At 41.2% G+C, this 22,164-nt stretch carries 26 protein-coding genes and 2 tRNA genes; 12 read left to right on the forward strand and 16 right to left on the reverse strand.

Translation table 11 applies throughout. The annotated features are described in order from the left end of the window. Nucleotides 1-432: 432 nt before the first annotated feature. A tRNA-Met gene (locus DW015_RS00040) sits at nucleotides 433-509 on the reverse strand. A 151-nt stretch (nucleotides 510-660) separates the two neighbouring features. On the opposite strand from DW015_RS00040, the gene DW015_RS00045 reads away from it, so the two are divergent. Beyond that, nucleotides 661-737 (forward strand) — tRNA-Pro (locus DW015_RS00045). Between the two features lie 42 nt (nucleotides 738-779). Here DW015_RS00045 and DW015_RS00050 read toward each other — a convergent pair. From DW015_RS00050 to DW015_RS00090, 10 genes are all read right to left on the reverse strand, one after another. After that, entirely contained in the window at nucleotides 780-968 is a 189-nt protein-coding gene (locus DW015_RS00050; RefSeq protein ID WP_117903306.1) for a hypothetical protein, read from the reverse strand. Between the two features lie 18 nt (nucleotides 969-986). Beyond that, nucleotides 987-1,301: a hypothetical protein gene (locus DW015_RS00055; protein ID WP_117903307.1), complete on the reverse strand. Its 315-nt coding sequence runs from the start codon at nucleotides 1,299-1,301 to the stop codon at nucleotides 987-989. A gap of 13 nt (nucleotides 1,302-1,314) precedes the next feature. Further along, nucleotides 1,315-2,205: a site-specific integrase gene (locus tag DW015_RS13835; RefSeq protein ID WP_117903308.1), complete on the reverse strand. Its 891-nt coding sequence runs from the start codon at nucleotides 2,203-2,205 to the stop codon at nucleotides 1,315-1,317. Beyond that, nucleotides 2,202-3,203: a hypothetical protein gene (locus DW015_RS00065; protein ID WP_117903310.1), complete on the reverse strand. Its 1,002-nt coding sequence runs from the start codon at nucleotides 3,201-3,203 to the stop codon at nucleotides 2,202-2,204. Before DW015_RS00065 ends, DW015_RS13835 begins: the two co-directional genes overlap by 4 nt. 108 nt (nucleotides 3,204-3,311) lie before the next feature. Next, the gene (locus DW015_RS00070; protein WP_117903312.1) at nucleotides 3,312-4,106 is read right to left on the reverse strand and encodes a zonular occludens toxin domain-containing protein; all 795 of its coding nucleotides are present in this window, start codon (nucleotides 4,104-4,106) and stop codon (nucleotides 3,312-3,314) included. Nucleotides 4,107-4,358: 252 nt separating this feature from the next. After that, a complete protein-coding gene (locus tag DW015_RS00075) occupies nucleotides 4,359-4,568 on the reverse strand; it encodes a hypothetical protein (protein WP_117863323.1) in 210 nt (69 codons plus the stop codon). Beyond that, nucleotides 4,546-4,782, reverse strand: a complete 237-nt coding sequence (locus DW015_RS00080) for a hypothetical protein (RefSeq protein ID WP_117903314.1) — start codon at nucleotides 4,780-4,782, stop codon at nucleotides 4,546-4,548. Before DW015_RS00080 ends, DW015_RS00075 begins: the two co-directional genes overlap by 23 nt. A 259-nt stretch (nucleotides 4,783-5,041) precedes the next feature. Continuing rightward, nucleotides 5,042-6,718, reverse strand: a complete 1,677-nt coding sequence (locus tag DW015_RS00085; RefSeq protein WP_117903316.1) for a hypothetical protein — start codon at nucleotides 6,716-6,718, stop codon at nucleotides 5,042-5,044. 70 nt (nucleotides 6,719-6,788) lie between these two features. Further along, nucleotides 6,789-6,944 (reverse strand): hypothetical protein, encoded by a 156-nt coding sequence (locus DW015_RS13320; protein WP_181979798.1) that lies wholly within the window; start codon nucleotides 6,942-6,944, stop codon nucleotides 6,789-6,791. 54 nt (nucleotides 6,945-6,998) lie between these two features. Then, complete coding sequence (locus tag DW015_RS00090; RefSeq protein ID WP_117903318.1) at nucleotides 6,999-7,316, reverse strand: hypothetical protein; 318 nt, start codon at nucleotides 7,314-7,316, stop codon at nucleotides 6,999-7,001. A 327-nt stretch (nucleotides 7,317-7,643) separates the two neighbouring features. On the opposite strand from DW015_RS00090, the gene DW015_RS00095 reads away from it, so the two are divergent. From DW015_RS00095 to DW015_RS00110, 4 genes are all read left to right on the forward strand, one after another. Beyond that, nucleotides 7,644-7,967, forward strand: a complete 324-nt coding sequence (locus DW015_RS00095; RefSeq protein WP_117894051.1) for a helix-turn-helix transcriptional regulator — start codon at nucleotides 7,644-7,646, stop codon at nucleotides 7,965-7,967. Between the two features lie 5 nt (nucleotides 7,968-7,972). Then, nucleotides 7,973-8,227: a hypothetical protein gene (locus DW015_RS00100; protein ID WP_117903319.1), complete on the forward strand. Its 255-nt coding sequence runs from the start codon at nucleotides 7,973-7,975 to the stop codon at nucleotides 8,225-8,227. A gap of 2 nt (nucleotides 8,228-8,229) precedes the next feature. Further along, complete coding sequence (locus DW015_RS00105) at nucleotides 8,230-8,517, forward strand: hypothetical protein (RefSeq protein WP_117903321.1); 288 nt, start codon at nucleotides 8,230-8,232, stop codon at nucleotides 8,515-8,517. Between the two features lie 145 nt (nucleotides 8,518-8,662). Beyond that, nucleotides 8,663-8,884: a hypothetical protein gene (locus DW015_RS00110; protein WP_207659339.1), complete on the forward strand. Its 222-nt coding sequence runs from the start codon at nucleotides 8,663-8,665 to the stop codon at nucleotides 8,882-8,884. Nucleotides 8,885-8,980: 96 nt separating this feature from the next. On the opposite strand, the gene xylB is transcribed toward DW015_RS00110, so the two are convergent. Both xylB and DW015_RS00120 read right to left on the reverse strand, forming a co-directional pair. Continuing rightward, the gene (gene xylB, locus DW015_RS00115) at nucleotides 8,981-10,504 is read right to left on the reverse strand and encodes a xylulokinase (protein WP_117903324.1); all 1,524 of its coding nucleotides are present in this window, start codon (nucleotides 10,502-10,504) and stop codon (nucleotides 8,981-8,983) included. Nucleotides 10,505-10,749: 245 nt separating this feature from the next. Then, nucleotides 10,750-10,929, reverse strand: a complete 180-nt coding sequence (locus DW015_RS00120; protein WP_022288558.1) for a hypothetical protein — start codon at nucleotides 10,927-10,929, stop codon at nucleotides 10,750-10,752. A gap of 378 nt (nucleotides 10,930-11,307) precedes the next feature. Between DW015_RS00120 and serC the strand changes: the two genes are divergently transcribed. The 3 genes from serC to DW015_RS00135 all read left to right on the forward strand — a co-directional run bounded on the left by serC (nucleotide 11,308) and on the right by DW015_RS00135 (nucleotide 13,988). Continuing rightward, the gene (gene serC / locus DW015_RS00125; RefSeq protein ID WP_022288559.1) at nucleotides 11,308-12,390 is read left to right on the forward strand and encodes a 3-phosphoserine/phosphohydroxythreonine transaminase; all 1,083 of its coding nucleotides are present in this window, start codon (nucleotides 11,308-11,310) and stop codon (nucleotides 12,388-12,390) included. Nucleotides 12,391-12,423: 33 nt separating this feature from the next. Further along, on the forward strand, nucleotides 12,424-13,575 hold the full coding sequence (locus DW015_RS00130; protein ID WP_117903325.1) for a 3-phosphoglycerate dehydrogenase family protein: 1,152 nt from the start codon (nucleotides 12,424-12,426) through the stop codon (nucleotides 13,573-13,575). Between the two features lie 119 nt (nucleotides 13,576-13,694). Then, nucleotides 13,695-13,988: a hypothetical protein gene (locus DW015_RS00135; protein WP_117859496.1), complete on the forward strand. Its 294-nt coding sequence runs from the start codon at nucleotides 13,695-13,697 to the stop codon at nucleotides 13,986-13,988. Nucleotides 13,989-14,055: 67 nt separating this feature from the next. Here the strand turns inward: DW015_RS00135 and DW015_RS00140 are convergent, their stop codons facing one another. Further along, nucleotides 14,056-14,541 carry a GtrA family protein gene (locus DW015_RS00140; RefSeq protein ID WP_117903327.1) on the reverse strand — a complete coding sequence of 162 codons (486 nt, stop codon included), beginning with the start codon at nucleotides 14,539-14,541 and terminating at the stop codon, nucleotides 14,056-14,058. Nucleotides 14,542-14,750: 209 nt separating this feature from the next. On the opposite strand from DW015_RS00140, the gene DW015_RS00145 reads away from it, so the two are divergent. The 3 genes from DW015_RS00145 to DW015_RS00155 all read left to right on the forward strand — a co-directional run bounded on the left by DW015_RS00145 (nucleotide 14,751) and on the right by DW015_RS00155 (nucleotide 17,451). Beyond that, a complete protein-coding gene (locus tag DW015_RS00145; protein WP_117903328.1) occupies nucleotides 14,751-16,019 on the forward strand; it encodes a hemolysin family protein in 1,269 nt (422 codons plus the stop codon). Then, nucleotides 16,012-16,515 (forward strand): hypothetical protein, encoded by a 504-nt coding sequence (locus DW015_RS00150; RefSeq protein WP_046441718.1) that lies wholly within the window; start codon nucleotides 16,012-16,014, stop codon nucleotides 16,513-16,515. The genes DW015_RS00145 and DW015_RS00150 overlap by 8 nt, the downstream gene beginning before the upstream one ends. Before the next feature lie 102 nt (nucleotides 16,516-16,617). After that, nucleotides 16,618-17,451, forward strand: coding sequence for a hypothetical protein (locus DW015_RS00155; protein WP_117903330.1), 834 nt, complete (start codon nucleotides 16,618-16,620; stop codon nucleotides 17,449-17,451). A gap of 104 nt (nucleotides 17,452-17,555) precedes the next feature. Here the strand turns inward: DW015_RS00155 and DW015_RS00160 are convergent, their stop codons facing one another. Continuing rightward, nucleotides 17,556-18,053 carry a hypothetical protein gene (locus DW015_RS00160; protein ID WP_117903332.1) on the reverse strand — a complete coding sequence of 166 codons (498 nt, stop codon included), beginning with the start codon at nucleotides 18,051-18,053 and terminating at the stop codon, nucleotides 17,556-17,558. A gap of 388 nt (nucleotides 18,054-18,441) precedes the next feature. Here DW015_RS00160 and DW015_RS00165 point away from each other — a divergent pair, with 388 nt between their 5' ends. Continuing rightward, nucleotides 18,442-21,015, forward strand: coding sequence for a cation-translocating P-type ATPase (locus DW015_RS00165; RefSeq protein WP_117903334.1), 2,574 nt, complete (start codon nucleotides 18,442-18,444; stop codon nucleotides 21,013-21,015). Nucleotides 21,016-21,122: 107 nt separating this feature from the next. On the opposite strand, the gene DW015_RS00170 is transcribed toward DW015_RS00165, so the two are convergent. Continuing rightward, the gene (locus DW015_RS00170; RefSeq protein WP_242993183.1) at nucleotides 21,123-22,151 is read right to left on the reverse strand and encodes an McrC family protein; all 1,029 of its coding nucleotides are present in this window, start codon (nucleotides 22,149-22,151) and stop codon (nucleotides 21,123-21,125) included. Between the last annotated feature and the right edge of the window lie 13 nt (nucleotides 22,152-22,164).

Raw genomic sequence — 22,164 nt, forward strand, 5'->3', positions numbered from 1 at the left:
ATTACACCTCACATCGTCATTCCCATATCGGGTTCTTCGGTCATGTCCTCGGTCTGACTGCTGTTCATTTTTTACTTGATCACCTCCAGTCGTTTTAGATTCCCTTTTTATAGTATATTTGTTATCAAGCCTCCTTTGAAATAAAAAAAGACCGCTTTGTCGTTTATCACATTTCGTGATATTTGACAAAACAGCCTTCTAAACTTTGTGAATGTTTTTTCATAAAAAAACGGCAAGCCAGGAGCGAAATCTGCTCAAAGCTTGCCGTTTTATTTGACAATATTCATTTGTCGAGGGTTCGAACCCTTCCGGTCGGTGAAAATCATGAAAAAGCATCCATGGTTTTTACCTTGAATTTTTCAGCTGAAAAGCATGAAAAAAGCCCGTAAATACGGGCTTTTAAGGGTGAGCATCCATTTAGTCTCACCAATATGGTTGCGGGAGCTGGATTTGAACCAACGACCTTCGGGTTATGAGCCCGACGAGCTACCGAACTGCTCCATCCCGCGATATTTTACTGCTTTTTTTACTGCTCTCTCCTGAGTGCTTATTTATTATATCACAAATGAATGTGAATGTCAATACCTTTTTTGCAATTTTTTTATTTTGGCTGAAAACTCTTGACTATTGTATCCAAATCGGGTATAATATATACGTTGTCGGGGTGTGGCGCAGATTGGTAGCGCGCTACCTTGGGGTGGTAGAGGTCGCCTGTTCAAATCAGGTCACTCCGACCAATACAAAAGGCTGTTGCAATTGCAACAGCCTTTTCAATTTCATTAAAATTTTTCAGCTTGGCGAATAAGTTCAAGATAATACCGATATTCATTAATAGAAAAAATTTCAACAAGAAAAAAAGCAAACAAAGTAGCACGAACCTCAGAGCCTGAAGTCAACTTATCAGAAAGAAATGCGATTTCATTGTTCATTTTTTCTTTTGCGATATTTTTCATTTGTTCAATAGTCATTTTAAACACCCTTTCTTTTTACAGCAAGTTAATTGAAACCCAACGTTTAGCGCTTACAAGATTTCTGCAGGTCATTAAAACCGTGTGACAATCGCAATCTATGACATCAACCATACCGTCATGAAGTAACTCCAAAAAATAATATTTATTTTCTCCAACCTTTAAAAAATATACGGAAGGATTTCCGTTATCATCATCACAGTCATGCAGTACTTCCCATTTGTTTTTCATTTTAATCAACCTTTCTGCGGTTTGTGGGTTATCCGCTTTCCCTTTTCTGTATATATTATAGCATTCGGTATTTTCTTTACACCAAAAATTAAACTCTTTCATTTTAAAAACTCCTTTATTCAAATTTGAGATTATTCACAGCTTTGCACATTTGGTTGAAATTGCTATGTATATAACGCTGAGTAGTTGTTATATCAACGTGTCCGAGCAATGCTCTGAGAGTTTCGATATCTGCACCGCACTGAATAAGATACGTTGCATAGCTATGTCTAAGCTTGTGCGGGGTGAGATACTGTAAATCAGGATACTTTGTTTTTTGTTGCTCATAGAACGCTCTGTAGAGCCTGTTATAACGTCTAAGGGATATAACTGTATGAGTTATAGGTGAAACGAACAGAAAGCCGTCTGAGACGTCCTGAGAGCGTATCTGATTAAGTATAGATATTGCATTACTATGCAAAGGGATAAGCCTATCACGGCGAGATTTTGTGGTTTGTACAATCCTATCACCGCATGAAGTATGTACGAGTGTCTGACAGACTTTAAGATATCTATTATCAAGGTCAATGTTATCCCAACTAAGGGCGAGAAGTTCGCCACGACGTAAGCCTGTCCACAAGTCAAGCTGAAACATTCTGCAAACCCTACTATCATCATCAAAGAGATGTACAAGATTATCGGGGCTGAAATATTCAGCTTCTTTTTTTATACGTTTTGGAGGTTTAACATAGTCGCAAGGGTTTTTGTCACAATAACCATTAACTATAGCTTCACGGAATACACGTTTAAGTAAGAAATATGAACGTCTTTGACGGTCATTACTGTAAGATAGGGTGGATTTAAGACAATTCTGAATATCAATAGGCTTTACGCTCAGAAGCTCCATATCGGCTATATAACCGAAGTGTTTTTGATTTATATAGTAATAGTCCTTATAGCAATCATAGGCTATCACATCAACGCAGTATGCGTTATAGAACATCTCAAACCATTCTTTAAAAATCATAGGACATCATCATTTCCATTCTCTTTAAGATATTGAAGTATATCATTGCAGTTCTTTTCGACTTGACTTGAAAAGGTGAAACTACTTTCATACTGATAACAGACATTAGCACGAGGGGGAGAGACTATCGGCAAATCATCTTTGAAATCTGAATTGCAATAGATCTCTTTAGTTTTACGGACTATGTTCTTACTACTCCAGAAGAATTTACCGAAAATTTTCTTTACGTCCTTAGTAATGTACTTAGTGACATAAAAAGCTAGGTTTGACATCTGCCCGTAAGTCTGAATAGCTGTTGAGAAACCATAGCGCCAATCAGACACGTTATATACAACAGGCAAATCAGATATATCACAGCCGAGTTTATCACATATATGCAGGCGCTTTATAGTATCTATTTTAAGGGGCTTGTCATGACCCTTAACAAGACGTGTACCACTATCTACGAATTTAAAGTCACAATCGTTTATAAGAGAGTGGCAATGAATACCGCCTTTTTTGTGATACTCAGGAACAAGGACATAACGCAAGCCTTTACGTTGAACAGCATTATCAAACCAACGTTTCAAGGGCTTAAAGACTTCCCGAGGGTCGGAGCGGTCAAAATCTTTACCGCTGAATGTAATAGTAAGAAAGTACTTCCAATCGTTTTGATATACGATATCAAAAATACTTTGCTTAGCACGTTGCAAACTATCAAGACGGACTTCACAACTACGCTCTTGCTTATCCTTAAATTTTCTCGTATCAAGCATATCAAACATTATGTTTCCGTTTTCGTCCTCATAATCAAAATAACATATGTAATTTTCACGAGCCGTTTTAAGTTGCTCTTGTCTTGAACGTTCGTCAATACTATGCTCATGCTTGCAGTGATACTCAAATGCAGGGTCTTTAAAAATGTGTCGATCAGAACGTGTTATAGTATAACTGCCGTCACGATATTCCTTTATTTTGGTATTGCACTTGACCTCTTTAGAGGACGTTTTTAGGGGCATTTTTAACACCTCATTTTTAAAAGTGAGTACTTTTTGTGGCTAATATCAAGTAATAGCCACACGCACCGCAGGGGCGGCGCAAGCGCTCGCCCCTGCGGTCGCTCGTGGCTATATGCCACGTCTTTTTCGCAGGCTTCTGCTTGTCTTTCTATCGTGCATTATGTCACTTGTGACATCCACTCCACGATTGGCAAGTATTTCCGTGTCACTGATATACTCCTTATCAAGCATATTATCTACAAGCTGAGAAGTATCATATAGCTGTCGGCTCTGATTAGTCTGCAAATACAAACGGCTGTAAAGCTTTTTCGGCATATATGACTTATTCTCCGTATACGCTTCATACTCGTCTATATCATAGGTTTTGACCTTGATAAGACGTGTATAAGGGTGACGGAATGTAGCACGGCACGTTGACACTGTAGCCGTTATATCTCGTATCTGCTTATCAAGCAGATTGAAGCGTTGCACTGTAGCAAGTATCATCATTTTGCGCTTTCTGCACTGGCAGAGGTGTTGAAAAAGCGGTTTAGGAACGGCTCTTTTACCACCTGAGAAATCACGAGAATTAAAGATAGTACCTATCTCATCAATCACCACAATGCAATTTTTAGGAGCGTGCAGGATATCTTGTGCTGAATTAAGCTTATATATATTCGTCCACTCAGGGAAGTTTTGAAGATTGATATTTGTAAGTATAGACAACTGAGGATAACGAACGCAATAGTTATATGCTATCTGAGCGAGGGTTGACGTTTTACCGGTGCCGAATTTACCGGTATAAAGGTGAATGCCCCAACCTTGAAAAATAGCAGAATTATTGAAGTATGCACCGAAAAGGTGGTCATATACCTCATAGGTGATAAAGGGCGGTATTTGTTTTATGTAATCAAATAGTATCATAACATTAATCCTTTCTAAAATAATCAACAAGATGATAAACAGAAAAAATAAGATGATGTATAATAATCTCCAAAAGAAAAGAAAAAACAAATCCAAATAAAGCAGTTTGTTTAGGAGTAGTAAAGGGATATGAAACAATACTATTAAAAGTAATTACATGAAAAACTATAAAGGGAGCAATGAAAAACCAAGTATCAAGCATACAACACATAAGGTTAATTATAGGAAATAGTTTTCTATTCATGTAACACCTCACACCGCACTTGCACAACGTGTCATGCGTATCATCACATTATAGAAGAACTTGCAGAAGATACAGAGCATAACCACAGCGAATATAAAAGCCATGCCGAGGAGCAAAGCATCATATCTATTCATGACTTCTTGCGAGAGATCACAGCCCATTAACTTCAAAAGCTGAAAAAATGGATTATTTTCATCAAACACTATGTGTACTTTCATTATCGTTCACCTCACAATCATCAGTTTCAACCGCAGGAACGGCTTTTATTTCAACATCTTCACCGAGCATCAAAAACTCAATAAGCTGTTTTCTGTTTCCGCTGAACTCATGTTCAGCTTTAAAGTTTCTAAGGTCAGTGAAGAAACCTATAACACCGCTTATAGTACAAACCAAAAAGCAGACAGCGAGTATAAACAAAACCAAGTTAAGCATTTTTCTACCTCCTAACGAGCCATACAAGTGAAAGGACCATAAGAGCAACGAGGACAATTAAAACAATATTTACTAACATAATAAACCTACTTTCTAAGCATAAAATATAATAACGTCAAGCTGATTGATAAAAGCATACCGCCTATAATAGCCGAGCCGAGAGTAAAGCTGTATTTTCCAAATGGAAACGTATAAGACATACAGTTCATCAGGAATTTAAAAACTAATTCAATACCATGTATTATATTCATAATTCACCTCACGTAGGTAAAACAAGCTTGATAAGCGCAATAGTTAAGAACAGCACAAACCATGCAGAGAACACAGCATAAAACCATGACGGCAAACAGGAAAGAGCAGCGGTGAGAAAGTCCCAATATGTACCCGTTGTACTGAATATAGATTTTATATCCGTGAAATCAACAGAGCCGAAATTAGCATTGATTTTCTTTTTATCAAGATACTTGTTATAATCATCAGGTTGCATATATGAACCATCATTTATAACACCATCTGAACCCTTAGCAAGGTCAACGTCAGTGACCTTTGACGGCGGTATATTACACAAGTCTTTAAGCTTTGTAGTCGAGGGATTGTAAGTATTTCCGTCCTTGTCTTTATATACTTTTGGTACATAATCAGGAAACTTCTCATAAGAAAAAGGATCTGAAATAACAGAATAAACACGATAAGCCTTGAATGTTTCGGGCTTGCCTGTTTCTTCATCAACGGACTTTACAAAATCATCAATCTTTTCACAAGTCTTTAAATTTGTAAAATCTTCTTGATATGCGTATGAACCGAGCCAAGTTGAAGATGTTGTGTCCTCAGTTTTTTCACCATTCTGAGGAATAACATGACCGTTATTCTTTACAAATACACCGATAACATTAACATAAAGCTTGCTATCATCAGTAAGACCATGTGTTTTATAATCAATAGAAGTGAGGTCAAAAGCTACAGAAAGTTTACCGTCACGTGGAATAGTATAAATAGGTGTTCGACCTTGATATAATGTTAAATACGGCTCAAAGCTGTCAACAGTACCATTACTGTTTAAATCGTCAGAGGAAGAGCCGTCAGACTTGATTTTTTCATCATCTTGTCCCTTATAGTAATTGCCGTCATGGTTCATTGCATAAAGCACAACATCTTCATCAAAGAAACGTTGCAAATCATCACCAGCGTTAAGAAGATTTTTTGAAAGACAACATAAAACGGCATAAGTGCCAGAGCCGTAAGCTTTTCCTAAGTCTTTTTCATTGAACGTTTTTAAAAACTCAGGTGTAAGCTTTATATCAAGGTTTATATTATTATTTTCAGCTGCTACAAGTCCATTTTCATCAGCATTAGCACCGCCCTTTGACGGATAGTAAATTTTATTTTGCATATTCAATGAAAGTTCGGGTGTATATGTAACAGTAAACGGAGCAGGAACAGCGTTAGGGTCTTCCCATACAGGTGTTTTCTTATCTTCCCAATTTAAAACAGGAACGTTACTATATATTACCTTGGCTTGACCGCCTGAATAATCGTAAGGGTCATGGTCGTAGTAATCGCCATTTTCAGACCACCAACGAGTAGCGGAATCGTCAAAGAGAGGTTTATTTTCTGAGGTAACTAAGACACACGCAAACGCATTATAATCAGCCTTTGATACATAGCAATGAAGATTGTTACCAAAATAAGTAATAGAAGAACTAGATTTACAAAATATAATAGTATACGTAAAACCACTGCCGTTAGGGGCGGCAATGACAGTATAATAATCGGTTTTATCACTATCAGGAATGCAAGAAAAGACATTTTGTTTGATAGTGTCATTCCATGTAGTATAAGAAGTGCCGATATCATCAGCAAACGCAGGGACAGCACAGCATATCATCAACACAAGTGCAGAGAACATACAAAACACTTGCTTAATCTTTTTTCTCAATTTATCAACTTCCTTTCAAAAAAATTAAGCGGAGCAATTTGAATTACTCCGCTTATGTAAATGGTTTTGCTTATACAGCGTGTCTGAACTTTGCGAAAAGTCCTGCACCTGAGCCGAGAAGAGACAGACCTACAAGAATTGAAATAGGTACATTGCTTGTCATAGCATCCCAACAAGAACCAAATACAGTAACGGCATTTGTAAGCATTGTTGATACAGCTTCCATTATTAGCAAAACTCCTTTCTTATTAAATTTTTATAACAGCGGTTTCACCGCTAATTATTTTGTGTTGCGGTGAAGTGTTCCGTCTGCATTGATTACAGTAATATGAACAAGCTGAGAACGTCCGTTGAATATCTGATAGTTCAGCATTACATCACAGCCGAGAAGCTTATTGAAATCCTCAGAATTTCCGTTAAGTCTGATTGCATTTTCGGTCGGTATTTTCAGCGTATCGACCATTTTTCCGTGACAGTCGGGATTATCAACTTCCTGCAGAAGCTGAAATACTACCTTTTCGGGGCTGTTAATCTGCTTGCCCTCTATTACTCCGTTAAATGCTTTCTTTTTTGTCCAGCCTACAATAGTTGTTTTCATGTTTTTTCCTTTCTGAGGTTTTTCGGCTTTTCCTCGTGCCTTTTAATTTGCGATAGTAAACATAAGATAAACAGATGCTCACCCGGTGGCTTCTTTAGTGCCAAAACTCTAAGAAAGTTTCATAGAGTGCTACCTATTATGCACACGTTCACGGCTACTACCTACCATTCGAGACTTTTCCGTTTCAGGCTGTCGTCATTCACCGATTTAATCGTAGTTATCTTTATGTTCAAAGACTTAGTACAATAATGTACTACTGACATATATAATATACCCCATTTTTGTACTATTGTCAATAGAACAATTATGTACTATGATATAATTTGTATGAATAAACAAATAAGTGAGGTGATTTTTATTAATTATTATCAAAGACTTAGAGATTTAAGAGAGGATATGGAACTAAATCAAAGCATGATAGCGAAAATTCTTGACACTTCTCAAAAGCAATATAGTAGGTGGGAAACAGGTGAATATCCTATCCCATTTGAAAAAGTTATACAGTTAGCAAAATTTTATAAAGTGAGTATTGATTATATAGCAGGACTTACGAATGACAAAAGAGGAATAGGCTATAAAGCCGACAGCAACAGCAAATACAACATAACACAGCAGAACAATAATAGTGCTATTGTAAAAATAAAGGAGTGATAAAGTTGAATAGTGTATATAGTATAATTAGTGTTTTAGATGATACAGTAAAATTAATTCTTGCCACACGTTTAATAATCAATCTGTTAATACTCGCACTTATAGTCTATTTAATCTGCAAATTTCTTGGCCTTTGCAAAACTGTTAATGATCTTTCAAAGAGGAACAAGGAGCAGGCTGAACTATTGAAACAGCAAAATGAAACGCTTGTGAAAATAGGACAGATAATGATAAAAATTAATAAGGATAAAGAGGAGTAATCATGCTAGAGGAATTATTTCAAAATGCAGAAACAGCAACAGCAATATTCATAGGGTTGAATATAATTTGGCTAGTAATTGTTATTGCTTTAATTATTTGTGTTTTCAACATATCCATAAGACAATCACATCAGGACAGAGGACAAGACACCATAATCAAGCTACTGCAAAACATCTCCGACCAACAAGAGGACATACTTGACGAGCTGAAATACCTCAATGACAGCAATAACATAGACCGACAGGGGCAAGAGGACTACACAGAGCCAAATGACTATCAAGACTTCTGAGTGTCGCCTAATCGGCGAGAATACAAAGTGCTGAACACTACGGAATAAAGTGGAGAAGCGGTGCTTGTTAGTTGCTCCGATTATACATACTCAGGGCACAGGGTACGCACAGACTTGCGACAGTGTGCAGACCTGCACCCCAGAGGTGGGCACGTGGCGATGTCACACAAAGTTTTTCACTGCGTTCAAAACTTTGGCGACCGCCACTCAGGCAGGGGGCAGGCAGGGCGCACAGCACAGCATTATGCGCCCTGCACCCCCAACATTTAATGCTTCGGACATAAAAAAACACCCTACGCACTTCGTGCGTGGGCTTGGGGTGGTAGAGGTCGCCTGTTCAAATCAGGTCACTCCGACCAATATGTAAAAACGGCTTTCCGCTATTGTGGAGAGCCGTTTTTAGTTGTCAAAATATTCTAACGCAAAAAAGCTCCGACGGCAAATCGGAGCTTTTGGTTTTATATTACATCTTCGCAAGCTTTGCAAATTCTGCTTTCAGTGCAGGATAGATCTCTGTGTAAAGCTTGTAGTATTTCTCATACTCAGGTACTCGCTCTGCTTCAGGCTGCTGTACCTTGTCGGTCTTTACTACTGCCTTACAAGCTTCCGGTACTGATGAGTAAATACCTGCGCCTGTTGCTGCAAGAAGTGCTACGCCAAGGGCTGGACCTTCTTTCGATGAGGCTGTTTTTACAGGGCAGTTGTAAAGATCTGCGAGCATTGATCTCCACAGCGGTGAGCTTCCGCCGCCTCCGCATGCCATCATGTCGGATACGTTGATATCCATTTCTCTGAATACCTCAACGCAATCTCTCAGGGAGTATGATACGCCCTCCATTACTGCTCTCAGCATATCACGCTTTGTGTGCATTGCGGAAAGTCCGAAGAATACTCCTCTTGCGTCAGGGTCAAGATGCGGCGTTCTTTCGCCCATGAGATATGGCAGATAGAGAAGTCTGTTTGCACCAACAGGCACTTTCTCTGCTTCCTTATCCATGAGATAATATTCGTCAACACCCATGCACTTTGCTGTTTCTTTCTCTGCATTGCAGAAATTATCCCTAAACCATTTCAGCGAAAGTCCTGCGCCTTGTGTAACACCCATAACGTGCCATGCGTTCGGTACTGCTGCACAGCAGGTGTGAACTCTGCCCTTTGGGTCGATAGAGATAGAAGAAGTGTGTGCAAATACGACGCCTGATGTTCCGATAGTTGTGAACGCCTTGCCGTCCTCTGCAACGCCTGTTCCGATAGCCGCAGCAGCATTGTCGCCTGCTCCGCCTACTACTATAGTACCCTCTTTAAGTCCTGTAAGCTCAGCCATTTTCTTCGTGACTTTGCCTGTTACCTCGCATGACTCGTAAACCTTGCCCAGCATTGACATATCAATGCCAAGCGTATCGCAGACTTCCTTTGACCAGCAGCGGTTTGGCACGTCAAGAAGCTGCATACCGCTGGCGTCGGAAACCTCTGTTGCATATTCGCCAGTGAGGATAAATCTCAGATAGTCCTTTGGAAGAAGAATGTGTCTGCACTTTTCATATATATCAGGCTCGTTGTTCTTTACCCAAAGGATTTTCGCAGCCGTCCAGCCTGTGAGGGCAGGATTTGCTGTTATCTTGATGAGCTTTTCTCTGCCGAGCCTTTCGTTCATTTCTTCAACTTCTGCGGCAGTTCTCTGATCGCACCATATTATGGACTTTCTAAGAACGTTGTTGTCCTTATCCAGCATAACAAGTCCGTGCATCTGACCTGAGATACCAACACCTGCAACGTCCTCTTTATTTACGCCGCTTTTGGTCATAACAGCCTTGATAGTGTTTATCATTGCGTTTGCCCAGTCAGCAGGGTCTTGCTCTGCATAGCCGTTTTTAGGCTGATACATTGGATATTCGATAGTTACAGAAGAAATAACAGTGCCCTTTTCGTCAAAAAGCACCGTCTTAGTGCCGCTTGTGCCGCAGTCTACGCCGATTACATAAGCCATAGTTTTTTACTCCTTTATAATTATGTATAGTATCATTTGTTTTTGCTAAAACGATTACATTAATTATACAATATTTCTCTTTGAATTGCAATACCCATAAAACGTTTTCGCAAAATTTATCTGCACATAAAAAAGGACGGTGGGGCTACCGTCCTATAAGTTTGTTGAAAGACCTGGCGAACTTGTTGGCTGAACATCGTGTCTGCGTTATTGGCAGGGTACGGTCTTATACCGCCATTTTAAGTCTAGTCTGCTTTCTCAAGCACAAAGAATGTGCTGTTGTTTTCGCTTTTCATTTCCTTTATAGCCCAGCCTGCCGCGATCAGACTGTTGAGCTTTTCAACACGCTGAAATCTGTCCATATCCGGGGCTTTTCCATCATGGGCTTTGTCCTCATTTCTTGAAACATAAAATATCTTTTGCATATATATCCTCTTTCCCTGAGAGTGACAATTGTTCCCCGACTTTTTTACAACTGTCGCATTTTATTGATTACATTATACTACACAAATATGGAGATTTCAAGGAATACCAAAAATTTTAACCTCTTTTTAACGTTTTAGTATTATTCTGATTTTTCATGCTTTTCAGTGCTTATTATATATAACGGCATAGGTAAGGTGTAAAAATGCACGTTTTCAGGGCTGTTTTATGTGCTGATATGTACAAAAACTTATGACGAGTGAGTATTTTTATATGACAGCCCTTGACTTTTTTTTATAAAAGGCATATAATAATATTATCAATTTATATATTTATAGTCTTTATAAATAATGAAACTAATTTATATGGAGGGTTTAACAATGGGTAGAGTATATAACTTCAGCGCAGGTCCTGCTGTACTCCCTGAAGAAGTGCTTAAGGAAGCTGCCGATGAAATGCTCGATTATAAGGGCACAGGTATGAGCGTAATGGAGATGAGCCACCGTTCCAAGGCGTTCGATGACATCATCAAGGAAGCTGAAAAGGACATCAGAGATCTTATGGGTATCCCTGATAACTATAAGGTGCTGTTCCTTCAGGGCGGTGCTTCTCAGCAGTTTGCAGCCGTTCCTATGAACCTTATGAAGAACAAGAAAGCGGCTTACATAATCACAGGTCAGTGGGCTAAGAAAGCTTATCAGGAGGCTCAGAAATACGGCGAGGCTGTTGCTGTGGCTTCTTCTGCTGACAAGACTTTCTCTTATATCCCTGATTGTTCAGATCTGGATATCCCGGAGGACGCTGACTATGTTTATATCTGCGAAAACAATACTATCTATGGTACAAAGTACAAGACTCTGCCTAACACAAAGGGTCACACACTTGTTGCAGACGTTTCTTCCTGCTTCCTGTCTGAGCCTGTTGACGTAACAAAGTACGGCGTTATTTACGGCGGCGTTCAGAAGAACGTTGGTCCTGCCGGCGTTGTTATTGCTATCATCAGAGAAGATCTTATCACTGACGATGTTCTCGAGGGAACACCTACAATGCTCAAGTGGAAAACTCAGGCTGACGCTGACTCTCTTTACAATACACCTCCTTGCTATGGCATTTACATCTGCGGCAAGGTATTCAAGTGGATAAAGAAAATGGGCGGTCTTGAGGCTATGAAGGCTCACAACGAGAAGAAGGCTAAGATACTTTATGATTATCTTGACCAGAGCAAGCTCTTTAAGGGTACAGTAGTTCCTGAGGACAGATCTCTTATGAACGTTCCATTTGTAACGGGCGACGCTGAGCTTGACAAGAAGTTCGTTGCTGAGGCTACAGCAGCAGGCTTTGTAAACCTTAAGGGTCACAGAACTGTTGGCGGTATGAGAGCTTCTATCTACAACGCAATGCCTATCGAGGGCGTTGAAAAGCTTGTTGAGTTCATGAAGAAGTTCGAGGCTGAGAACGCATAAGCGTAACCTTATTATAAGAGAGGGTAATTTACAATGTATGAGATAAAGACATTAAATAAGATCGCTGCCTGCGGTACTGATATCTTTGACAAGGCTAAGTACACAGTAAGCGACAATGCTGAAAATCCTACCGCTATAATGGTACGTTCAGCAAAGATGCACGATATGGAAATGCCTGAGAGCCTGCTTGCTATTGCAAGAGCAGGTGCTGGTGTAAACAATATCCCAGTTGAGAAGTGCGCAGAGCAGGGCATTGTTGTATTCAACACACCTGGCGCAAACTCAAACGCTGTTAAGGAGCTTGCTATTTGTGCGCTTCTTCTTTCTTCAAGAAAGATAACAGAGGCTGCTGCATGGGCTGCTTCACTCAAGGGTACTCCTGACGCTCCTAAGACAGTTGAGGGCGGCAAGTCTAAGTTCGCAGGTCCTGAGATACTGGGCAAGACACTTGGTGTAATCGGTCTTGGTGCTATCGGCGGAAAGATCGCAAACGCAGCCGTTGCACTTGGCATGGACGTTATCGGCTATGACCCATTCCTTTCTGTAAACGCAGCTATCCAGCTCGAACCTGCTGTAAAGGTAACTGCTGATATCAATGATATTTACAAGAACAGCGATTATATCACTATCCACGTTCCTTATACACCTGACACAAAGAACACTATCGACGAAGCTCAGATAGCAATGATGAAGGACGGCGTTCGTCTTATCAACCTTGCAAGAGGCGAGCTTATCAACAGTGCGGCTGTTGTAAAGGCTATCAAGGACGGCAAGGTTGCAAAGTATGTAACAGACTTTGCAGATGATGTTGTTCTTGGCGAGGAGAATGTTATCGTTCTTCCACACCTTGGCGCTTCCACACCTGAGTCTGAGGACAACTGTGCAACAATGGCGGCTCACGAGCTTATCGACTATATCGAGAAGGGAACTATCAAGAATTCTGTAAACTTCCCTAATGCAGAGCTTGCTAAAACAGGCGACCACCTTGTTTGCGTGCTTCACAAGAACGTTCCTGCACTTATCGCACAGATCACATCTGTTGTATCTGACAAGGGCGCAAATATCGAGAACCTTGTAAACAAGTCTAAGAAAGACTGGGCTTACACAATGCTCGATGTTACAGGCGACGTTGACGCTGACGCTTTCAAGTCTATCGAGGGCGTTGTTGGCGTAAGAGTTCTTTAATTGTTGATAAAAGAAATTTTATATGCAGCAATGAGGCTGCCCACGGACGAACTGCGTCTTGGGCAGCCTTTTTTGATACAAAAAAACTATAATTTAAGTGAAAAATGGAGGAATTTAAAATGGACAAACTTATAACAGCAATTTTATTTATCGGAATACCAATGGCACTGACTCAGCTTATTTACAGGATAATTGACCGCAAGGGTAACAAGACCGCAAAGCTTGCGGAGCGTTTTCCTGTGCTTGTGAAAAGAAAGTTTCTTGTGCAGATAGGCGGAGCAATGGCGTTCGTTATCGTGTTCGGGCTTATCTCGCTTCTGCTTGACCTGCCTATCAAGGTGTTTTTCATTGTGTGCGGAGTTGTAGTGGGCGTGATAAACGGCATGGCGGTCACGCTTATGTACAGAGATTAGTCGGTTGCAACGTGGCAACTGATGAAAAAAGCTGTCAGCATTTTTTGCCGACAGCTTTTTTGCAATCTTATTTCTTTCTGAATACCACAAGCTTGCTGATGACATAGTTAAGTATCAGCACAACAACGTTTGCCACTATCTTTGTTACCCAATAGTTGAAGCTGAGAAGTGAGTAGCCGAGCCACATCATGAACATTTCTACGAGAAGAGTGAATATCCTTCCACCGTAAAATGAAGCCGCTTCGGAGATTATCGCCTTTTTGCCCTCTGCTTCAGACTCGAATACCCATATCCTGTTTGTGACATATGCGAATGTTACTGCACATATCCATGATATGACGGTGCTTGTGGTGGAAACACCGCCCTTGCCTATGCCTGCCTGCTCCAAAAGCACTTTTGAGATGCCTGCGGTCACAAAGCTGACTGCGGTGGTGAGTACGCCGAAAAACAGATACAAAAGCATTTCTTTGTTTTTGACGTAAAAGGGTCTGAACCAGCCGAATATCTTCCAGTCCATTATTTTGTCGAAAATGTCCTTATCTTTCTTTGTCATTTTTGTTATCTCCTTTTGTGCATATGAATATTATGAACACAAAGAATATTATAACTCTTTTACATCGTTTTTTCAACAATACTGTTGCAATTGGTTAAAAAATATGTTATGATAACTATATGTAGTCAGTTTTCATGACTGCCTTTAGTGCTATTTTTATAACTAGGGCAGCAAATTTATATTCTGACCTGAAAGGATAATTTTATTTTATGAAAGTTGTTATCATCGCTGTGCTTCTTATGCTGTCTGCTATTTGTTCTGCAACGGAGACAGCGTTTTCTTCGTGCAACAGGATAAGGCTTAAAAAACTTGCAGACGACGGAAACAAGTCTGCAAAGAAGGCAATGAACATATGCGATAATTTTGACAAGGCACTCACTGCTATACTTGTTGGAAACAACGTGGTGAACATTTCTTCATCTTCTATTGCAACGGTGCTTTTTACGGAGAAGTTCGGCAAGGGAAGCGTGGGTCTGGCTACTGTAGTCATGACGGTGCTTGTGCTTATTTTTGGTGAGATCTTGCCTAAGAGTCTTGCGAAGGAAAATTCTGAGCGGTTTTCTATTCTTATGGCGGCTCCGCTCTCCGCATTCATGTTCATCATCACGCCTATAACGGCTATCTTTATGGGCATAAAAAGCGGTGTTTCAAAGCTTGTGGGCAACAAGAACAGCGAGCCGTCTGTTACTGAGGAAGAGCTTAAATATATCATAGACGAGATTCAGGACGAGGGCGTACTTGAAGAGCAGGAGTCTGAGCTTGTGCGTTCGGCACTTGATTTTGACGAGATAACCATAAGCGAGATACTTGTGCCGAGAGTAAATATCGAGGGTGTTGAGCTTCATGAGGATATGGAGAGCATAAAAAAACGCTTTGTGCAGACAAAGTTTTCAAGGCTCCCCGTGTATGACAAGGACTTAGACCACATTGTGGGACTTATCCACCAGTCTGACTTTTTTGAAATGTATCTCAAGGGCAAGACGGACATAAGTCTTATAATGAACAAGCCACTTTACATAACCGAAAACCGCAAGATCTCTGAGATCCTGAAGCAGATGCAGCGCAAAAAGGTGCATATGGCGGTGGTGCTCGACCAATATGGCGGTACGGAGGGCATTTGTACCCTTGAGGATATCATAGAGGAGCTTGTGGGCGAGATCTATGATGAGAGCGACGAGGAGGATACCTCCCTTGTGAAAATAAGCGACGGTGTTTACGAAGCGTCGGCGGAGCTTTCGGTATCGGATTTTCTTGAGAGGATAGGTCTGCCGGAGGACACTATCGAAACCGAAAGAACATCTCTCGGCGGCTGGATAATGGATATGCTTGACAGACTTCCTGAGCAGAATGAAGTTATAAGCTGTCCGCCTTTTGAGATGACAGTGAAAATGGAGGACGAGCAGAAAATAGACAGGATACGCTTCAAGATATCCGAAGAGGAGCTTGAAAGCAAGAAGGCGGAGGAAGAAAATGCCTAAGCAGATAAAGAAAGAGCAGATAAAAAAGTCAGAACTTTTATACAGAAAATGGTCTGTTGCAGGGCTTGCGGCAGCGGCTGTGTTCATGGGGTGTATGGCTGGGCTTATGAGCATGATAGTGAAAACCGAGGGGGCAAAAGTGCCAACGATAGTGCTTTTTGCGGCGTTCATTATCTACACGGCAGTGTCGGTGGTATGTGCGGTGCTTGGAGTGAAAAGCTATGTAAAGGACGACTGCGGAGTGTGTCTTTTTCAGGGTATAGTGCATATTTACAGCGTTATAGCCTGCGTAATGAATGTGAGAATGGCATTTATAATACTGTTCTCAGCGTTAGGCTCGCAATCGGGGGTAGATACCCTTATAGGAAGCCAATCGCAGAACGAATTTATACAAAGTCAGTATGCAAGCTGGATATGCCTAGCCATTGCTACTCTGTTCTCAGTGATACTTGGTATTTTGGCGGTAGTATGGCTTGTGAAAAATAAAAAGAACTGATAATTCGGCTTTGCGTAGGGGCAACCTTGGGTCGCCCGTTATTTCGTATGTTTCACAGCATACAGGTCTTAGAAAATCATATAGTAAGGAAAAAGAAAAATAATGTTTTTGCTTATACTTGTAGTTGTATGCTACACAATATGTTCCCTTAGCGACAAGTACGCCGTTTCAACGGCAAAATTCAACGGCGATGAGCTTGGATTCTTAATGGCGGCGGCAACGGCTGTTTTCATGGCTTGCTGTCTGCCTTTCCTCGACAGGACTATTACGCTTAGCTGGCAATCCTTTGCGGCGATAGGTCTGCTGTGCTTGTCGAAGATCCTTGAATTTAAGCTTTCGGCTATTATCCTTGATGAAATATCAGCCTTTGAGCTTAAGGCTTGGCTTGGTATCACCCTTTTCATGTCCTATGCAACGGATATTTTCCTTGGTGAAAAGCCGAGCATTTTCAAGTTTCTTTTTATCGTGCTTACTGTTGCAGGTCTTGTTTTTATCGCAAGATCAGGCAGAACGGACAGCGGCAATATAAATTACCGCAGGATAGTTGTTCCTCTGGTGTTCTATCTTTTGGCAAGATACGGCTACGGCATAGTTGTAAGAGCGTCGGAGAATTACATATCCTCGACCATGGCGCTGTTCTTTGCGCTTATACTTATGGCTATCATACTTCTGCCAAGGGCGAAGCCTTTGGAGATATTCAAGAAAAATCAAAAGGGCGCATGGGTGGTCGTGCTTACAAAGATCCCGAATGTGGCAGGTCTGCTTGCGGAGAACGCTGTTATTGCAGTGAGCCTTGCGAGTGCGTCATTTATCCAGCCTATGATACTGTGTTCGCTGTTTGTTATAGCGCTCATAAGAAAAGAGCCTATCACAAAGCTGAGATTTATCGGCAGCGTTATTTGTATGGCGGGCATAATCGGATTTCAGATATGTTAAAAGAAACGTCGGACGTTTTCAAATTCGTCCGACGTTTTGTTGTCTGAAAGTTTACAGAAAGAAAGTGAGCGACCAGAGGTCGCCCCTACATTTTGATGTTATGTTTATCTTTCGGTATTGTACATTGCGGCAAACCAGTAATCTTCTTCAAGATAGCTTGTGTTTTTCTTGCCCCATGTAATTTTTATTTTCACAAGACAGCCGTCAATATCCTCTTTTGGAAGCTCCAGCTTTTTTGACTCCTTGGCAAGCACCTTTCCGTCATAGCTGTAGACAGTGTAAAGCACATCACCGAGCCTGTCCCCTGTGGCTTCTACGGACATAGGGGTTTTAAGGGTAACATTGCCGTCCTTATCAACAGCCGCCTTTACATTAAATGACGGTACAGAGGAGAGCAGATCTTCAAAGCTCTTTTCAGCGGAAAGGCTCTCGCTCTTGCCGTTGCAGTATCGTGTCTTTTCAGTGCCGGGAAGCTCATATTTGCTTCCGTCACAGGTCAGCACAACTGAACCTTTCTCCACCTTTGGGGTTATATTTATCACAAGGGCGCAAGCCAAAAAGATAATAGCGGTAAGCAGACCTACAAGTATTTTCCTTTTCATTATTATCACCAATGCTATTATAGCACCTTTTGGAATAATAATCAAGGGCGGTGTTTGAAAATGAGATCAAGCAAATGAGTTGCAAATGTACAATAAAATATATAAAAAACTATTGACAAAATCAAAAATATAGGTTATAATAACCTCATAGTAAAAGAGAGTAGCTGGCGGAGAGATCCGTTTATGTTTGCGTCAGTACGTTCCGATGAGGGACCGCTGCATATCTAAACGGCGAGACTTTTATTGATTAAATTGCCACAGGCGCAGTTTACCCAATAAACGTCTTGCCGATTTTTTATGCGTTTATTTTACTGAGCCTATGAGAAAAGGAGGCTTTGAAGGGTATATCGGCAGCGACTACAGGAAAAAATAAAAAAGGTGGTATTTTATGAAGCAGTATCAGAAAAAACTTGACCAGCTTTACACTGAGTTTTCATCAGGTGAAAATGGTCTTTCAACCGAGCAGGCAGTGAAAAACTGCGAAAAGTTCGGACGAAATGTTATCACGGAGGGCAAGAAAAAGTCCATTCCCATGATTTTTTTAGAGCAGTATAAGGACTTCCTTGTGCTTATACTCATTATTGCTGCGATAGTTTCAGCTTTCATGAAAGACGTTGAGAGCTGTGCGGTAATTCTCGTTGTTATCACAATGAACGCTATCTTGGGTACAGTTCAGACTGTCAAGGCTGAAAAATCCCTGACAAACCTTAAAAAGCTTTCTGCGCCGACGGCTAAGGCGCTTCGTAACGGTGAAAAGGTCATTATCCCATCTGAGGAGATCGCAGTGGGCGACATTCTTCTTATCGAGGCAGGCGACCAGATATGTGCAGACGGCAGGCTGATAGAATGTGCGTCTGTTCAGGTGAACGAGTCGGCACTCACAGGCGAGAGCGTTAATATCGACAAGGATATGAGCGATATAGAGGACGAAAAGCCTCTTGCTGAGCGTGCTAACATGGTTTATTCGGGCTCTTTTGTCACATACGGCAGAGGAAAAATGCTTGTCACTGAGGTTGGTATGGACACTGAGGTGGGCAAGATAGCCTCGCTTATCCAGAACGCATCAGAGAGAAAAACGCCTCTCCAGAACACGCTTGACGAGTTCGGCAAAAAGCTTTCTATAGCTATCCTTATCGTTTGTGCAGTAGTGTTCGGACTTAGTGTGCTTCGTGGCGGCAAGCTTATGGATTCGTTCATGTTCGCTATCGCACTTGCTGTTGCGGCTATTCCTGAGGCTCTCAGCTCTATCGTTACTATTGTGCTTTCTTTCGGTACACAGAAAATGTCAAAGGAAAACGCTATCATAAGAAAGCTTCAAGCTGTTGAGGGCTTGGGCAGTGTTTCTGTAATATGCTCTGACAAGACCGGTACTCTTACTCAGAACAAGATGACAGTCAGAAAAATAATGGTAGACGGCAGGATAATCGACACTGACGCTGTTGATATTGACGATGAAAAGGTCAAGACTATGACAAGAGCCATGATCCTTTGCAACGATTCAAGCTGTAAAGACGGCGTTGAGATAGGCGACCCTACAGAAACGGCTCTTATCAATTTTGGCACAAAGCTTGGCATTGACACTGACAAGGTGAGGGAAGATCTCCCTAGAATTTCTGAGATACCATTTGATTCGGACAGAAAGCTTATGTCAACTCTGCACGTTATCGACGGCGAGAAGGTGCTTTATGTAAAGGGTGCGGCTGACGTTCTCATAAACAGGATAACTTCAAGCGATGAGGAAAAGGCTGTTATAACTCAGCGTGTGGCAGAGCTTTCGGAAAAAGGTTTGCGTATACTTGCATTTGCAGAGAAAAAATTTGACAAGGATACCGTATGTCCAGAGGACGAGGACGGATTGGAGTTTGTCGGTCTTATTGCTATGATGGATCCTCCGAGAGAGGAATCAAAGGCGGCTGTTGCGGAATGCCGCAAGGCAGGCATAAAGCCAGTCATGATAACAGGCGACCATATCGTTACGGCTTCGGCTATTGCCCGTGAGATAGGTATTCTTGACGACAACTCAAAGGCTGTTGAGGGTCACGAGCTTGACGCTTATTCAGACGAAGAGCTTGTTGACTTTGTAAAGGACAAGGCTGTTTACGCTCGTGTTACACCTGAGCATAAAATAAGGATCGTAAAGGCTTGGCAGGCAAACGGCTGTATAGTTTCCATGACAGGCGACGGAGTGAACGACGCACCTGCGTTAAAGCAGGCTGATGTGGGCGTTGCAATGGGCATCACAGGAACTGAGGTTTCAAAGGACGCTGCCTCAATGGTGCTTGCAGACGATAACTTTGCAACTATAGTCAAGGCCATAAGAAACGGCAGAAACATTTACGAGAACATTAAAAAGGCTATACTCTTCCTGCTTTCGGGCAACTTTGCGGCAATTCTTGTGGTGCTTTTCAACTCACTGCTTGGACTTCCTGTTCCGTTTGCGGCAATACATTTGCTGTTTATTAATCTGCTTACAGACTCGCTTCCTGCTATCGGTTTGGGTCTTGAACCTCACTCCGAAGAGGTCATGAAACGCAAGCCAAGAAACGCAAATGAATCTATACTCACACGTCCTTTCCTGGGCGAGATCGCATTGTATGGCGTAGTTATAGCGATAGCAGTAGCTTCGGCTTTCCTTATGGGAAACAAGACAAGCGCAGCTCTTGGTATGACGATGGCATTCGCAGTGCTTTGCTCTGCAAGATTGTTCCACGGCTTCTCCTGCAAGAAAAAAGGTCCTGTTATCTTCTCAAAGGACTTTTTCAACAACAAGTTCGGTCTTATGGCGTTCGGTCTTGGAATGGTATTTTTAAACTCCGTTCTGCTCGTTCCACCACTTAAAGGACTTTTCAAGATAGCAGACATGACAGGTATGCAGTTTGCATGGATATACATTCTAAGCTTTGGCTCTATGCTCGTTATCCAGCTTATAAAGGCGATATTCTTTACAAAGTCTGAAAAGTAAGGCTGTAGAGTTATCTTATAAAAGTTTCAAGGCGGGCGACCTTAGGTCGCACCTACGCAATAAAAATAACCGCTCTTCGTGATGTCACGGGGAGCGGTTTTGTTTTATTAAGATGTGGCTATCTGTGCTGAGAAGCTTTGCTTCCATGCTTGTATGGATATATTGATTTTTTTGTAATATTCTCCATAGTCATCGTATTCGCTTGACGGAATAAAAATGGGAAGCTTGTATATCGTAGGAACGGCTTTATAAAATGATGAAAATGAATTAATTTTCTTAAAACTAAAAACACAATGTTCTTCCTGAGAGGGATAGATTATTCCGCAGGTGTCACCGCCTGTCAGGAAAAGATATGACAATAGCTGGTGGATATCAGCGTCTTTATTCCAATCCCAGAACTTGTATTTTGCGTCTAATACGTTTCTTTTGGAATCGGATTTGCCCTTTTCTATGTAGTCAGGATACCAATATTCTTTGTCAGCCCATTGCAGGCTTCCTTTGGAATTGTCTGTAAGCAAATGTTCATAGCTATATTCGTTCAACAGCTTGACAGCGATAAACTCCTCCCACAGCCATGAGATATCAATGAGTATGCCAAAGGTGTCTTCTTCTTTATCGTCAAACACGTTCTGACCTGATTCCTGCAATATCATCAATGCGAGCTTTCTTACGTCCTCGTATTTTTGATACATAGGGTGGGTTATCTCTCTTCTGCACTTCATGGAGTCGGAATAGTTTACGTTCATTCGATATGAGGGCGTTGCATTTTCTATTGCGTCTATTATCTCGTTGAGGATAACGTTGTTGTTGAGATAGCCTTTCAAAATGTCGGGGAAATAGTCTTTGATATAGTCGAGAGTTTGGCGTATGAGGCATAGAATATCGTTGTCGTAGGAATACTCTCTTGTGGAATATCCGGTCTTTCCTAAAAAGGGATTGTTTATCTTTATGTGCCTGTTGATATCCATAACGCCCTTGAAGTCATACTCGTTGTATCTCTTTCGCACATACTCTTTGTATATTCCGTCTTCGTATGCTTCCATAAGCTTCATAAGAAACAGAAGCACCATTATGGCAGTATAGTCGCTTTCTGATTCGCTGTTTACGTTTATGTCAAAAACATTTATGCCGCACACACTGCACAATAGA

Origin of the sequence: Ruminococcus sp. AF37-20 (assembly GCF_003460465.1) — a bacterium.
Classification (GTDB): Bacteria; Bacillota; Clostridia; order Oscillospirales; family Ruminococcaceae; genus Hominimerdicola; species Hominimerdicola aceti.

Coding starts and splice junctions, on each gene's coding strand:
- DW015_RS00155 (WP_117903330.1), top strand. CDS start 16,618: ATGTTTTTGCTTATACTTGTAGTTGTATGCTACACAATATGTTCCCTT.
- DW015_RS00105 (WP_117903321.1), top strand. CDS start 8,230: ATGCTAGAGGAATTATTTCAAAATGCAGAAACAGCAACAGCAATATTC.
- DW015_RS00095 (WP_117894051.1), top strand. CDS start 7,644: ATGAATAAACAAATAAGTGAGGTGATTTTTATTAATTATTATCAAAGA.
- DW015_RS00070 (WP_117903312.1), bottom strand. CDS start 4,106: ATGATACTATTTGATTACATAAAACAAATACCGCCCTTTATCACCTAT.
- DW015_RS00130 (WP_117903325.1), top strand. CDS start 12,424: ATGTATGAGATAAAGACATTAAATAAGATCGCTGCCTGCGGTACTGAT.
- DW015_RS00075 (WP_117863323.1), bottom strand. CDS start 4,568: ATGAAAGTACACATAGTGTTTGATGAAAATAATCCATTTTTTCAGCTT.
- xylB (WP_117903324.1), bottom strand. CDS start 10,504: ATGGCTTATGTAATCGGCGTAGACTGCGGCACAAGCGGCACTAAGACG.
- DW015_RS00160 (WP_117903332.1), bottom strand. CDS start 18,053: ATGAAAAGGAAAATACTTGTAGGTCTGCTTACCGCTATTATCTTTTTG.
- DW015_RS00065 (WP_117903310.1), bottom strand. CDS start 3,203: ATGCCCCTAAAAACGTCCTCTAAAGAGGTCAAGTGCAATACCAAAATA.
- serC (WP_022288559.1), top strand. CDS start 11,308: ATGGGTAGAGTATATAACTTCAGCGCAGGTCCTGCTGTACTCCCTGAA.
- DW015_RS00150 (WP_046441718.1), top strand. CDS start 16,012: ATGCCTAAGCAGATAAAGAAAGAGCAGATAAAAAAGTCAGAACTTTTA.
- DW015_RS00120 (WP_022288558.1), bottom strand. CDS start 10,929: ATGCAAAAGATATTTTATGTTTCAAGAAATGAGGACAAAGCCCATGAT.
- DW015_RS13835 (WP_117903308.1), bottom strand. CDS start 2,205: ATGATTTTTAAAGAATGGTTTGAGATGTTCTATAACGCATACTGCGTT.
- DW015_RS00145 (WP_117903328.1), top strand. CDS start 14,751: ATGAAAGTTGTTATCATCGCTGTGCTTCTTATGCTGTCTGCTATTTGT.
- DW015_RS00080 (WP_117903314.1), bottom strand. CDS start 4,782: ATGCTTAACTTGGTTTTGTTTATACTCGCTGTCTGCTTTTTGGTTTGT.
- DW015_RS00055 (WP_117903307.1), bottom strand. CDS start 1,301: ATGAAAGAGTTTAATTTTTGGTGTAAAGAAAATACCGAATGCTATAAT.
- DW015_RS00135 (WP_117859496.1), top strand. CDS start 13,695: ATGGACAAACTTATAACAGCAATTTTATTTATCGGAATACCAATGGCA.
- DW015_RS00090 (WP_117903318.1), bottom strand. CDS start 7,316: ATGAAAACAACTATTGTAGGCTGGACAAAAAAGAAAGCATTTAACGGA.
- DW015_RS13320 (WP_181979798.1), bottom strand. CDS start 6,944: ATGGAAGCTGTATCAACAATGCTTACAAATGCCGTTACTGTATTTGGT.
- DW015_RS00140 (WP_117903327.1), bottom strand. CDS start 14,541: ATGACAAAGAAAGATAAGGACATTTTCGACAAAATAATGGACTGGAAG.
- DW015_RS00050 (WP_117903306.1), bottom strand. CDS start 968: ATGACTATTGAACAAATGAAAAATATCGCAAAAGAAAAAATGAACAAT.
- DW015_RS00165 (WP_117903334.1), top strand. CDS start 18,442: ATGAAGCAGTATCAGAAAAAACTTGACCAGCTTTACACTGAGTTTTCA.